Genomic DNA, 12,151 nt, shown 5'->3' on the forward strand with positions numbered 1-12,151 from the left:
GGGCTTACGCCCACCCTACGAGCTTAACCTTACAAGCTACATTCAATCGCCAAACAGGCAAACATCATCACGCTAAACAAGGTGCGCTGAATTTACAGTGGACGTTTTAAGTTAAGTTGTAACAAAAAAATCGGCAGGAAATTTTCTGCCGATTTTTTATTTTAAAAGTGCGGTCATTTTTCGTTTGATTTCCACCAATTTTTTACCGCTCTTTCGATATCAGCTTGAACAAGTTCAATACTCTGCTCAGCATTAATTACGACTGCTTTTGGATTCTCTTTTACTAACGCTAAATAGCGTGCTCGAGTGCGATGGAAAAAATCTAAATCCATTTGCTCAATACGATCTAATTCACCACGTCCACGAGCTCGCGCTAAACCGACAATTGGATCTATATCCAAATAAATTGTGAGATCTGGCTCAAAATCACCTAATACGGTTTCTTTCAAAGTAAGCATAAAATGCGGATCTAATTGACGTCCGCCACCTTGATACGCCTGAGATGACATATCGTGACGATCGCCCACCACCCATTTCCCTTGCATTAACGCAGGTTTAATTATGTTATCCACCAACTGAATACGAGCCGCATAAAGCATTAATAACTCTGCTTTATCTGTCACGGGTTCTTCGGTTTCATGTTTGATGAGATGACGTAATTTCTCAGCCAGTGGCGTTCCACCCGGTTCGCGTGTAAACACGACATCTTGAATACCAAGTTCATGCAAGACTTGCACAACAGACTGATGAGCGGAGCTTTTCCCCGCACCTTCTAAGCCCTCAATGACAATAAACTTTCCTTTCATATTTTCTTCCGCACTTTTATTTGGCATTTTTCTGGCTGCGATACCAGCGTAAATATTCTTGCACCGCTTTGTTATGTTCATTCAAATTTCGGGTAAATTTATGCCCACCAGAACCATCTGCCACAAAATAATAGAAATCTGTTTTTTCAGGTTTTGCAACAGCCTGTAACGAACTTTCACTTGGCATAGCAATAGGCGTTGGCGGCAATCCATCAATCACATAAGTATTATAAGGCGTTGGGGTTTCTAAATCTTTTTTACGAATATTACCGCTGTAATTCTCACCCATACCATAAATTACCGTTGGATCCGTTTGTAATTTCATTTTTGCTTTTAAGCGGTTGATAAATACAGAGGCTACTTTTGCCCTCTCATTAGCAATACCCGTTTCTTTTTCCACGATAGAAGCCAAAATCAACATTTCATAAGGGTTCGCCAAAGGTAAATCCTCGTCGCGCTCGTTCCAAGCCTTATTTAACGCCTTTTTCATTCGCTCAGCCGATCGCTTAAGTAGCTCTAAGTCTGTGGATTTAGGCGTATAATTATAAGTATCAGGATAAAGCCAACCTTCCACATTTTTTAGTTCAAGATTTTGACCAATATCAGGCAAGTCAAGTAATGTGAAAATTTCTTCGTTACTCTTATCTTTCAAGGTTTGCACCAAGTGCGGTGCATTTTCAAGATCTTTTCGCCAATCTTTAAAGGTTTTTCCTTCAATCCATTTTACATTGAACTGCACTTCTTTACCGGAATTGAGCAAATCCAGTAAATCTTGCACAGTTTTAACATTCTCAAGAGAATAAGTCCCTGCTTTTATTTTATTTAGCTCAGGTTTCAACTTAAGCAAATAAGGCAATAATTTCCCATCATCAATTAACTTTTCTTGCTCAAAAAGTGCGGCTAATTTTAAACCTGTTGTGCCACGTTCAATAGTTAAAAGTTGATCTGCCTGCACATTTACTGGTGTTTTTACAAATTCAGTCATTTTGTAATAAGCAAAACTCGCCACGCCCGCTAAAATAAAAATTAAAAGTAAAATCGCAATTAAAAATTTCTTCATAAGCTATAAGAAAGAGAAAATAAAAAACAACAAAAGGGGCAATTAAGCCCCTTTATTTTTGATACTTTGTTATTTATTAAAATACTGAATATTCGCTCTTTTACGCAATGCTTTAACCCAATCGTTCGTCGCATCTTGTAATTGAGTATTTACTAAACGTTCATATGCTTTTTGTGTGTAGGCTTCTGCTGTAAGATCGCCATCACGTACGCCAGTTACTTCCAAAATATGCCAACCAAACTCAGTTTTAAATGGTGCAGAAATCACACCTTGTTTACTTTTCATGACGGTTTGCGCAAACTGTGGTGCATAAGTTTCTGGGAACGCATAACCTAAACTACCGCCATTCGCACCCGATAAATAATCTTTAGAATATTTTAAAGCCGCATCAGCAAAAGTTGTTTTACCTGCAATAATATCAGAACGAATTTTAGCTAATTGTTTTTTTGCTTGAGCATCATTTAACAATGGATTAAGTTTTAACAAAATGTGACGCACTTCGTATTCTTTACCTGTAACTTTTTGTGCAGTGCCTTGTGATTTTGCCTCATCCAACATTTTTTGACCAAGTGCAACCACTTCTTCACGCGTTACATCAATACTTTCTTGAATAGCTTTGTTACGTACAGCCCCCATCACCATTTGATTGGCAATTTGCTGACGGAATGTATTTAATGAAATGCCTTGATAATCTAACGCATCCAAAAATTGACCATAAGTTAAGCCATTTCTAGCTGCAGTGTCTTCCACAACACGATCGATTTCACGAGGATCAATTTTCACACCAGATTCTTGAATCGCTTTTTGCACTAAAAGATCATCAATAATTTTATCAAGTGCACTTTGGCGATCGCCTTTTTTACCCATATTGGCACGAACTTGGCTTTCTAAAATAGGAATACCATCTACTGTCGCGACAACACGTTCCTCCGCTTGTGCCATAGAAGTAAAAGCAACACAACCTAAAGTAGCCAATAAAAAAGATTTTAGAATAAATTTTTTCATTTTCATCTCATCAAAAAAGAGTCCATAACGTTGGTTAGAGTAACAATTCTATTGAAGGTTCACAATAGATAAGATTTATTTCCCTAGAATAGCAACTTCGTAACAGCCATCTTGTTTTTCAGTACGAACTTGTACAAGTTCATCACGGCTTGTTGGCACATTTTTACCTACGTAATCAGCACGAATGGGTAATTCACGATGGCCACGATCAACAAAAATCACTAATTCAATTTTTGCAGCACGACCAAAATCAGTAAGCGCATCCATTGCCGCTCGAATGGTTCGACCAGTAAACAACACATCATCAACCAAAATGACGGTTTTATCTTGAATATTCAAATATTGTGATGAACCACTATAAACTGGCATTTTATCTTCCTGATCAACCAAAGTTAAATCATCTCGATAAAAGGTAATATCCAGTTCCATTGAAGGTAAATTTATACCACTTAACTCTTCAACTCGACGTTGTAATAATTCTGCAATTTCCGCGCCACGGCGTTTAATTCCAACAATAACAAGATCATCTAAGGTTTGATGTTTTTCAATAATTTCGTGAGAAATACGCGAAATTGTGCGAAGAAAACGATCATGATCAATAATAATTTTTTCCATTTTTCCCAGCTTTATCAATAGTATTTCAATGCACAAAGTATAAAGAAAATACGCCTAAAAAGCGACGGCATTTGCACCATGTTTCTTGTTCGTTATACTATCCAAAACATTCCATCAAAGGAAATAAAATTATGCACTACTCTATTCAAGATTTTATTCAACTCATCGCCCAACTTCGCAATCCAAATGGCGGATGCCCTTGGGATTTAAAACAAAATTATGAATCCATGATTCCTTGTTTAACGGAAGAAACTTACGAAGTAATCGAAGCCATTGAGAAAAAAGACATACCAAATTTACGTGAAGAATTAGGGGATTTATTGTTGCAAGTCGTTTTCTTCAGCCAGCTTGCAACGGAAGATAAATACTTTACTTTTGACGATGTGTTACAAGATATCGCTGAAAAAATTGTACGCCGTCATCCTCACGTGTTTGGTGATGCAAAAGCGGGGGACGAAACAGAAGCCCTTTCCCGTTGGAACGAAATGAAAGCCAAAGAAAAACAAGGTAAAAGTGAAGAAACCTCTATTTTAGATAATGTGCCTCGTGCTTTGCCTTCTCTTACGCGAGCGGCAAAATTACAAAAACGTTGTTCAAAAGTAGGGTTTGATTGGGAAGAAATTTCACCCGTATTTGACAAAGTGCGGGAAGAATTAGAAGAAGTTCAAGCTGAAATTAACCGCACTTCGATTGAACAAAATAAAGTGGAAGAGGAAATCGGCGATTTATTGTTCGCAACCGTCAATCTTGCTCGCCACTTAAAATGTGATCCTGAAGATGCATTGCGGAAAGCAAATTTAAAATTTGAACGTCGTTTTCGAGCAGTAGAGCAAGCGGTTCAACAACAAGGTAAGCAAGTGAATAATGTGCCACTTATTGAATTAGATTTGTTATGGGATGAAGTGAAAAAACAAGAAAACTAATTGAGAAGTGCGGTAAAAATTTCTCTCATTTTTTACCGCACTTTCTTCGTTAAAGTTGCTGAATATCCAGTGCCATTTGGTCTAGCATTTCATAACGTTTACGATACATAGAACGTTTTTTACTTGCGATATCTTCTAATTGTTTGCGTTCAATATGCAAAGGTAATTGCCAATAGTTATGGCGATATTCTCCTTGGTTTTCTTGCCAAAATTCATCGTAATTAAACAAAATCTTACTGCGAGCAGAAAGACGGTATTTTCCTTGTGCTTTGTGCGGAATGCCCACTAACTCACATTGCCATTTTTCAGCAAGCATTTTGAACGCATTAACCAACATAAACATTGGTCGCATACCGTGTAATGCTTTCGTAGCCTGTTTCACAAGTTCTTGTGCATTGTCGCTTGAGGGGCCTTGAATTGAGGCGATAAGCAATTTATTCGGGCTTAAAAAAGTGAAAGACGCATCATATACTCGTTCGTTATTTTGATTGCGAATATTAATAGAAAAATATCCTTCAAAGGGATCGATATGATTAATACTCAACGATAAACGCAAATCCTCAGTTAATTGGGTTAGCACGATATGTTGTTGATCTAATAATTGTTGGCAAAGCGAACGTCCCATTTTTTCTTCTGCCAAACGTAAATTCTCCGTAATCGCCGTTAAACGTTCTGAAGCAGAAAAACGTTTATCGCAAAAGGTCGTCAGAATTGTATTAGTACGATAATAATCTTGTGTAAATAAAGACTGCCATTGCGTTTCTGTATTAAGGAAATCCACTAATTGATGACATTGCTTTTGATATAACCATTTATAGCCATAATAGCGTAATTTTTCCCGCACTTGTTTAAGAAAAGGGCGATCCTTAGAATAAGGATACATTTGAACGTAAGTGGGGAAAATAAAATGATTTTTCGTGGACATAACTCAATATTTTGTGAAATTTAATAAAATTTTTCGTTATTTTAGCCATTATCACTTCATTTGCCAAAATTCTTTTTTGTTTAAAACCCACTTTATAACTCAGATTTTGTTATAATCTTTTCCTTGAATTCCTTTTTCCCTACCCCAATATTTACCCAAATTATCGGAACGAAATTATAAGAGAGACCAATTATGGCGAAGAATACCCAACGTACAATGCCCGTATTGCCATTACGCGATGTTGTCGTTTTTCCTTATATGGTGATGCCACTTTTTGTAGGGCGCGTAAAATCAATTAATGCCCTTGAAGAAGCGATGAACGATGACAAACAGATTCTTTTGGTATCCCAAAGAGAAGCTGATTTGGAAGAACCTACCCCTGAAGATTTATTTGATGTGGGTACCATTGCTAACATTATTCAGTTATTAAAATTACCTGATGGCACAGTAAAAGTGCTAGTTGAAGGTCAAAATCGCGCGAAAATTAACAGTCTTGAAGACGGCGAAAAGTGCTTTTCCGCCCAAATTACCCCTATCGAAACCACTTATGGCGATGAACAAGAGTTAGTGGTGGCAAAAAGTGCGGTACTTTCTGAGTTTGAAAATTATCTTACCCTCAACAAAAAAGTGCCTACAGATATTCTCAATGCCCTTCAACGTATTGATGATGTTGATCGCTTAGCTGACACAATGGCTGCCCATCTCCCTGTAAGCATTCGCCATAAACAAAATGCGTTAGAACTCGCTAATGTGCAAGAACGTTTAGAATATTTGCTTGGTATGATGGAATCAGAGGCTGATATTCTCCAAGTGGAAAAACGGATTCGCGGTCGTGTAAAAAAACAAATGGAGAAAAGCCAGCGTAACTATTATTTGAACGAGCAAATTAAAGCCATTCGTAAAGAAATGGATGGTGGCGAAAATGAAGATACCATTGATGAAGTTGAACAACTGCATCAAAAGGTGGAAGCGGCAGGCATGCCAGCTGATGTGCGTGACAAAGTAGAAAATGAATTACAAAAACTTAAAATGATGTCTGCCATGTCTTCTGAAGCAACGGTAATACGCAGTTATATTGAATGGATGATCCAAGTGCCTTGGCATCAACGTTCTAAAGTGAAAAAAGACATTGTTAAAGCACAGCAAGTTTTAGATACCGATCACTATGGTTTAGATCGCGTAAAAGAACGCATTCTTGAATATTTAGCAGTACAAGCGCGTTTAAACAAAGTGAAAGGCCCGATTCTTTGTTTAGTTGGCCCTCCAGGTGTAGGTAAAACTTCTCTTGGTCAGTCTATTGCCAATGCTACTGGTCGTAAATATGTACGTATGGCATTAGGCGGCGTGCGTGATGAAGCAGAAATCCGTGGTCACCGTAAAACCTATATTGGTGCATTGCCAGGTAAATTAATTCAAAAGATGGCAAAAGTGGGCGTAAAAAATCCATTATTCTTGCTTGATGAAATCGACAAAATGGCATCCGATATGCGAGGTGATCCTGCATCAGCGTTGCTTGAAGTATTAGATCCCGAGCAAAACACCACGTTTAACGATCACTATTTAGAAGTGGATTATGATCTTTCTGATGTGATGTTTGTGGCAACATCAAACTCTATGAATATTCCAGGCCCATTATTGGATCGTATGGAAGTTATTCGTCTTTCTGGTTATACAGAAGATGAAAAACTTAATATCGCAATGCGCCATTTATTAGCAAAACAAATTGAACGTAATGGTTTGAAGAAAGGCGAACTTACCGTAGAAGAAAGTGCAATTTTAGATATTATCCGCTATTACACACGTGAAGCGGGCGTACGTGGATTAGAACGTGAAATTTCAAAAATCTGCCGTAAAGCCGTGAAAAATTTATTAGTAAATCCAAAACTTAAATCTATCACGGTAAATTCAGATAATCTGCACGATTATCTTGGCGTAAAACGTTTTGAATTTGGTAAAGCTGACACGCAAAACCGTATTGGCGAAGTAACTGGTTTAGCTTGGACAGAAGTGGGCGGCGATTTACTCACTATTGAAACTGCCTCTGTTGTGGGCAAAGGAAAACTTTCTTTCACTGGTTCATTAGGCGATGTGATGAAAGAATCCATTCAAGCGGCAATGACCGTTGTGCGTGCTCGTGCGGATAAACTGGGTATCAATGCTGAATTCCACGAAAAACGTGACATTCACATTCACGTGCCAGATGGTGCAACACCAAAAGATGGCCCAAGTGCAGGTATTGCAATGTGTACTGCATTAATTTCTTGTTTAACAGGTAATCCTGTGCGTGCTGATGTGGCAATGACAGGAGAAATCAGTTTACGTGGTAAAGTATTACCAATCGGTGGATTAAAAGAAAAACTTCTTGCGGCACATCGTGGCGGAATTAAAACCGTATTAATTCCAAAAGAGAACGTTAAAGATCTTGAAGAAATTCCAGAAAACGTAAAACAAAATCTTGCAATTCATGCGGTAGAAACCATTGATGAAGTGCTTGGTTTTGCATTGGAAAATCCACCAGAGGGCATTGAGTTTGTTAAAGTGAAGGCTAAACCTAAAGCACCACGCCGTAAAGTGACGAGTAAATCAGAAAGAGCGGTCAATTAATTGAATGTTTTAGGGCTTGTGAAAACAAGCCCTTTTATTGATTTTAGAGATGATAATTTCATCTTTACACAAGGTTAATTTATACTTTTCCAAATTGAAAACTTGTTAATAACACAATGCTAAAACTTCCCCCACTTTCCCTTTATATACACATTCCTTGGTGCGTTCAAAAATGCCCTTATTGTGATTTTAATTCGCACGCACAAAAAGGCGATATACCAGAACAAGACTATATTTATCATCTTCTGCAAGATTTGCAGGCTGATTTGCAACGCTTTAAAGATTCTATTCAACAACGAAAACTCCATTCAATTTTTATTGGTGGCGGTACACCAAGTTTGTTCTCGGCAGAAAGCATTGCGTATCTCTTAAAAGAAATAAAAAAACAGATTGATTTTGAAGATAATATTGAAATCACATTAGAAGCTAATCCTGGCACGGTAGAAGCTGAACGTTTTAAAGGTTATGTATCCGCAGGCATTATGCGAATTTCTATGGGAATTCAAAGTTTCAATGATGATAAATTACAACGTCTTGGGCGGATTCATAATGCAGCAGAGGCAAAAAGTGCGGTCAATTTAGCGAAAGTTTCTGGGCTAAAAAGTTTCAATTTAGATTTAATGCACGGTTTGCCTAACCAAACGTTGGAAGAAGCCTTAGATGATCTTCGTCAAGCAATTGAGCTATCTCCTCCCCATATTTCTTGGTATCAGCTGACTATTGAACCAAATACGATGTTTGCTTATCGCCCACCTAAATTACCAGATGATGACGCACTTTGGGACATTTTTGAGCAAGGTCACCAACTTTTAACGATGGCAGGCTACCAGCAATATGAAACGTCTGCTTACGCAAAAGCGGGTTTTCAATGTAAACATAATTTGAATTATTGGCGATTTGGGGATTATTTAGCCATTGGCTGTGGCGCACACGGGAAATTGACGTTTCCGACTGGCGAGATTACTCGCTTTTCTAAAACCAAGCACCCGAAAGGTTATTTGCGTGGCGAATATCTTTACGAAGAAAAAAACGTGCCAGAAATTGACCGCCCTTTTGAGTTTTTTATGAATCGCTTTCGTTTGTTAGAAGCGGTTCCCAAACAAGAATTTGAAGATTACACAGGCTTGTCGCAAAGTGCGGTGAAAAATCAAATTGATTTTGCCATTCAACAAAACTATATTGTGGAAAACGCTGATTCTTGGCAAATCACTGAGCACGGCAAGTTATTTCTCAATGAACTATTGGAATTATTTTTAACTGAAGAATAGCCTAATCGTGAAATAGTCTAGTCGTGAAAGAACATTGCTTGAGAAAAACGCCCGCTAAAAAATTATACTTGTTTATTAGATAGGCTCGTAATAAAGTAACGCAATCGTTTACTTATTGAAATAAGGAAAAGAAATGAATCAATTAGAAATGAAAAAACTCGCCGCACAAGCTGCATTAGAATATGTAACAGCTGACACAATTGTTGGCGTGGGCAGTGGCTCCACAGTGAACTGCTTTATTGAAGCTTTGGGTACAATCAAAAATAAAATTCAAGGCGCAGTTGCGGCTTCAAAAGCATCAGAAGAATTATTACGTAAACAAGGGATCGAAGTATTTAATGCAAATGATGTCTCTAGCTTAGATATTTATGTGGATGGTGCAGATGAAATCAATCCACAAAAAATGATGATTAAAGGCGGCGGTGCGGCACTTACTCGTGAAAAAATCGTTGCGGCATTAGCGAAAAAATTTATTTGTATTGTAGATTCTAGTAAACAAGTAGATGTGTTAGGTTCGACTTTCCCATTGCCAGTTGAAGTTATTCCAATGGCTCGTTCACAAGTGGGCAGAAAATTAGTCGCACTTGGTGGCGCACCTGAGTATCGTGAAGGCGTGGTTACAGATAATGGCAATGTGATTTTAGATGTACACAACTTCAGTATTTTAAATCCAGTTGAAATGGAAAAAGAATTAAACAATGTTGCAGGTGTCGTCACTAATGGGATATTCGCATTGCGTGGCGCAGATGTTGTAATCGTCGGCACGCCTGAAGGTGCCAAAATTATTGACTAATTCATAATAAAAATCATAAGGAAGCAAATATGACAAACAAAGTTTCACTCGACAAATCAAAAATTAAATTTGTATTGTTTGAAGGTGTGCATCAAAGCGCACTTGATACGCTCCACGCGGCAGGCTATAGCAATATTGATTACTATAAAAAAGCACTGGATGGTGATGAATTAAAAGAAGCCATTAAAGATGCACATTTTATCGGATTACGTTCTCGCACCCATTTAACCGCAGAAATGATTGAAGCCGCACCCAAATTAATCGCAGTAGGCTGTTTCTGTATTGGCACCAACCAAGTGGATTTAAATGCAGCAAAAGCACGTGGTATTCCTGTATTTAATGCGCCATTCTCAAACACTCGTTCCGTCGCAGAACTTGTATTAGGCGAGATTTTATTACTTATGCGTAATGTGCCACAGGCTAATGCCGAAGTACATCGTGGTGTTTGGAATAAATCCGCGACTGGCTCTTATGAAGTGCGGGGTAAAAAATTAGGCATTATTGGTTACGGCCACATTGGTTCACAATTAAGTATTATTGCCGAATCATTAGGCATGGATGTGTATTTCTATGATATTGAAAATAAACTTCCGCTCGGTAATGCAAAACAGGTTCGTAGCCTTGAAGAATTACTCAGTTCTTGCGATGTGGTTTCATTACATGTGCCAGAACTGCCCTCCACCAAAAACGTAATGAACGCAACGCGTATCGCACAATTAAAACAAGGGGCAATTTTGATCAATGCTGCGCGTGGCACTGTGGTAGATATTGATGCTCTCGCTCAAGCCTTAAAAGACGGGAAACTTCAGGGTGCCGCAATTGATGTATTCCCCGTTGAACCTGCTTCAATTAATGAAGAATTTGTCTCGCCATTACGCGAATTTGATAATGTGATTTTAACGCCACATATTGGCGGCTCAACAGCGGAAGCACAAGAAAATATCGGTTTTGAAGTGGCAGGCAAATTTGTTAAATATTCAGATAATGGCTCAACCCTTTCTTCGGTAAACTTCCCAGAAGTCTCTTTACCAGAGCACGAGGGAACAAAACGCTTATTGCATATTCATGAAAATCGCCCTGGTATATTGAACAAACTGAACCAAATTTTCGTCGAAGCCAACCTCAATATTGCCGCACAATATTTACAAACTGACCCGAAAATTGGTTACGTTGTCGTTGATGTAGAAACGAATGATGCATCACCATTACTGACAAAATTGAAGGAAATTGATGGCACAATTCGTGCTAGAGTACTTTACTAAATAGAAAAAAGATCAGGGTAATGCCTGATCTTTTTTGCTTTCTTATTCAGTAATCGAATAAGGTAACTGCACTCGCTCTAACAGTATTTCATTACTCGGCAATCTAAATTGTTGCTCTGAATCCATGTCATTATTCATCACAACTTGCAACCATAAAATACCGTCTAAATTGACCGCACTTGTAATCGTGCCAGTCTTACGCCAATTGGCTTCAAGCTGCATTTCGATTTCACTGCCAATTTCCACTTCCTGCTGAGTTTGCGCTTTAAAAATAAACATTGCACGTTTGTTTGCCCCACGATATTTCGCACGTGCCACGGTTTCTTGCCCAATATAACAGCCTTTGGTAAAAGAAATTGCTTGCTCAACGGCCTGTAAATTTAGTGCTTGTGGGATAAATTCATTTTGTGTTTGCGGACTTAAATTTGGCAATCCTGCTTGAATATCGGCTACTTCCCAAATTTTTTCATCGCCATTAAAATTCACGGGTAATTCAGTTTCATTTAATAAAATTGAACGCTGTCCATCAATTTCCAATGAAAAGTGCGGTGTAATTTTTCCACATTTTTCACCTATTACGCCGATGATTTGCCAATCACGTAAATCAAAACTAACTTTGGAAAATACCGCATATTTTTTCAAAGCATCCAGAGCGCTTGGCAAAATATCTTTCTTAACGAGCAAAAAGACTTGTTCACTACTTACTTTAAACAAACGGTAAATTGCATTCATTTTACCTTTTGGGTCGCAGTGAGCTGTAAGCGTCGTTGCGCCACTCGCTAATCGCACAACATCAGAAGTTAATTGCCCTTGCAAATATTTTTCTACATCCGCACCCTGTACTTCAATCAGTTGATATTGAGTAAGAGAAATAAATTGAGACATTCTGC

The 12,151-nt window shown here is 38.1% G+C and carries 11 protein-coding genes; 5 read left to right on the forward strand and 6 right to left on the reverse strand.

Features of this window, described 5'->3' with window-relative positions; translation table 11 throughout:
- Positions 1 to 173 precede the first annotated feature (173 nt).
- The 4 genes from tmk to pyrR all read right to left on the reverse strand — a co-directional run bounded on the left by tmk (position 174) and on the right by pyrR (position 3,486).
- Entirely contained in the window at positions 174 to 806 is a 633-nt protein-coding gene (gene tmk, locus HMPREF2644_RS08475) for a dTMP kinase (protein ID WP_038441426.1), read from the reverse strand.
- Between the two features lie 16 nt (positions 807 to 822).
- The gene (gene mltG / locus HMPREF2644_RS08480; protein ID WP_011272066.1) at positions 823 to 1,866 is read right to left on the reverse strand and encodes an endolytic transglycosylase MltG; all 1,044 of its coding nucleotides are present in this window, start codon (positions 1,864 to 1,866) and stop codon (positions 823 to 825) included.
- A gap of 69 nt (positions 1,867 to 1,935) precedes the next feature.
- Positions 1,936 to 2,871, reverse strand: a complete 936-nt coding sequence (locus tag HMPREF2644_RS08485) for a peptidylprolyl isomerase (protein WP_038440577.1) — start codon at positions 2,869 to 2,871, stop codon at positions 1,936 to 1,938.
- A gap of 75 nt (positions 2,872 to 2,946) precedes the next feature.
- Positions 2,947 to 3,486, reverse strand: a complete 540-nt coding sequence (gene pyrR / locus HMPREF2644_RS08490) for a bifunctional pyr operon transcriptional regulator/uracil phosphoribosyltransferase PyrR (protein ID WP_005626142.1) — start codon at positions 3,484 to 3,486, stop codon at positions 2,947 to 2,949.
- A 131-nt stretch (positions 3,487 to 3,617) separates the two neighbouring features.
- Here pyrR and mazG point away from each other — a divergent pair, with 131 nt between their 5' ends.
- Positions 3,618 to 4,409, forward strand: a complete 792-nt coding sequence (gene mazG / locus HMPREF2644_RS08495) for a nucleoside triphosphate pyrophosphohydrolase (RefSeq protein ID WP_011272068.1) — start codon at positions 3,618 to 3,620, stop codon at positions 4,407 to 4,409.
- Positions 4,410 to 4,458: 49 nt separating this feature from the next.
- On the opposite strand, the gene HMPREF2644_RS08500 is transcribed toward mazG, so the two are convergent.
- Positions 4,459 to 5,334: a VirK/YbjX family protein gene (locus HMPREF2644_RS08500; protein WP_011272069.1), complete on the reverse strand. Its 876-nt coding sequence runs from the start codon at positions 5,332 to 5,334 to the stop codon at positions 4,459 to 4,461.
- Between the two features lie 192 nt (positions 5,335 to 5,526).
- On the opposite strand from HMPREF2644_RS08500, the gene lon reads away from it, so the two are divergent.
- The 4 genes from lon (at position 5,527) to serA (ending at position 11,261) form a co-directional block, all read left to right on the forward strand.
- A complete protein-coding gene (lon, locus tag HMPREF2644_RS08505; RefSeq protein WP_042593312.1) occupies positions 5,527 to 7,938 on the forward strand; it encodes an endopeptidase La in 2,412 nt (803 codons plus the stop codon).
- A gap of 116 nt (positions 7,939 to 8,054) precedes the next feature.
- Positions 8,055 to 9,206 carry a radical SAM family heme chaperone HemW gene (gene hemW / locus HMPREF2644_RS08510; RefSeq protein WP_011272071.1) on the forward strand — a complete coding sequence of 384 codons (1,152 nt, stop codon included), beginning with the start codon at positions 8,055 to 8,057 and terminating at the stop codon, positions 9,204 to 9,206.
- Between the two features lie 133 nt (positions 9,207 to 9,339).
- Positions 9,340 to 9,999, forward strand: coding sequence for a ribose-5-phosphate isomerase RpiA (gene rpiA, locus HMPREF2644_RS08515; protein WP_038440569.1), 660 nt, complete (start codon positions 9,340 to 9,342; stop codon positions 9,997 to 9,999).
- A gap of 29 nt (positions 10,000 to 10,028) precedes the next feature.
- Positions 10,029 to 11,261 carry a phosphoglycerate dehydrogenase gene (gene serA / locus HMPREF2644_RS08520; protein WP_070828396.1) on the forward strand — a complete coding sequence of 411 codons (1,233 nt, stop codon included), beginning with the start codon at positions 10,029 to 10,031 and terminating at the stop codon, positions 11,259 to 11,261.
- Between the two features lie 42 nt (positions 11,262 to 11,303).
- Here serA and HMPREF2644_RS08525 read toward each other — a convergent pair whose 3' ends face one another.
- Positions 11,304 to 12,146: a CAF17-like 4Fe-4S cluster assembly/insertion protein YgfZ gene (locus HMPREF2644_RS08525; RefSeq protein ID WP_011272074.1), complete on the reverse strand. Its 843-nt coding sequence runs from the start codon at positions 12,144 to 12,146 to the stop codon at positions 11,304 to 11,306.
- Between the last annotated feature and the right edge of the window lie 5 nt (positions 12,147 to 12,151).

It is taken from the genome of Haemophilus sp. HMSC071C11 (genome assembly GCF_001837655.1).
Taxonomy (GTDB): Bacteria; Pseudomonadota; Gammaproteobacteria; order Enterobacterales; family Pasteurellaceae; genus Haemophilus; species Haemophilus influenzae.

Coding starts and splice junctions, on each gene's coding strand:
- tmk (WP_038441426.1), bottom strand. CDS start 806: ATGAAAGGAAAGTTTATTGTCATTGAGGGCTTAGAAGGTGCGGGGAAA.
- mltG (WP_011272066.1), bottom strand. CDS start 1,866: ATGAAGAAATTTTTAATTGCGATTTTACTTTTAATTTTTATTTTAGCG.
- HMPREF2644_RS08485 (WP_038440577.1), bottom strand. CDS start 2,871: ATGAAAAAATTTATTCTAAAATCTTTTTTATTGGCTACTTTAGGTTGT.
- pyrR (WP_005626142.1), bottom strand. CDS start 3,486: ATGGAAAAAATTATTATTGATCATGATCGTTTTCTTCGCACAATTTCG.
- mazG (WP_011272068.1), top strand. CDS start 3,618: ATGCACTACTCTATTCAAGATTTTATTCAACTCATCGCCCAACTTCGC.
- HMPREF2644_RS08500 (WP_011272069.1), bottom strand. CDS start 5,334: ATGTCCACGAAAAATCATTTTATTTTCCCCACTTACGTTCAAATGTAT.
- lon (WP_042593312.1), top strand. CDS start 5,527: ATGGCGAAGAATACCCAACGTACAATGCCCGTATTGCCATTACGCGAT.
- hemW (WP_011272071.1), top strand. CDS start 8,055: ATGCTAAAACTTCCCCCACTTTCCCTTTATATACACATTCCTTGGTGC.
- rpiA (WP_038440569.1), top strand. CDS start 9,340: ATGAATCAATTAGAAATGAAAAAACTCGCCGCACAAGCTGCATTAGAA.
- serA (WP_070828396.1), top strand. CDS start 10,029: ATGACAAACAAAGTTTCACTCGACAAATCAAAAATTAAATTTGTATTG.
- HMPREF2644_RS08525 (WP_011272074.1), bottom strand. CDS start 12,146: ATGTCTCAATTTATTTCTCTTACTCAATATCAACTGATTGAAGTACAG.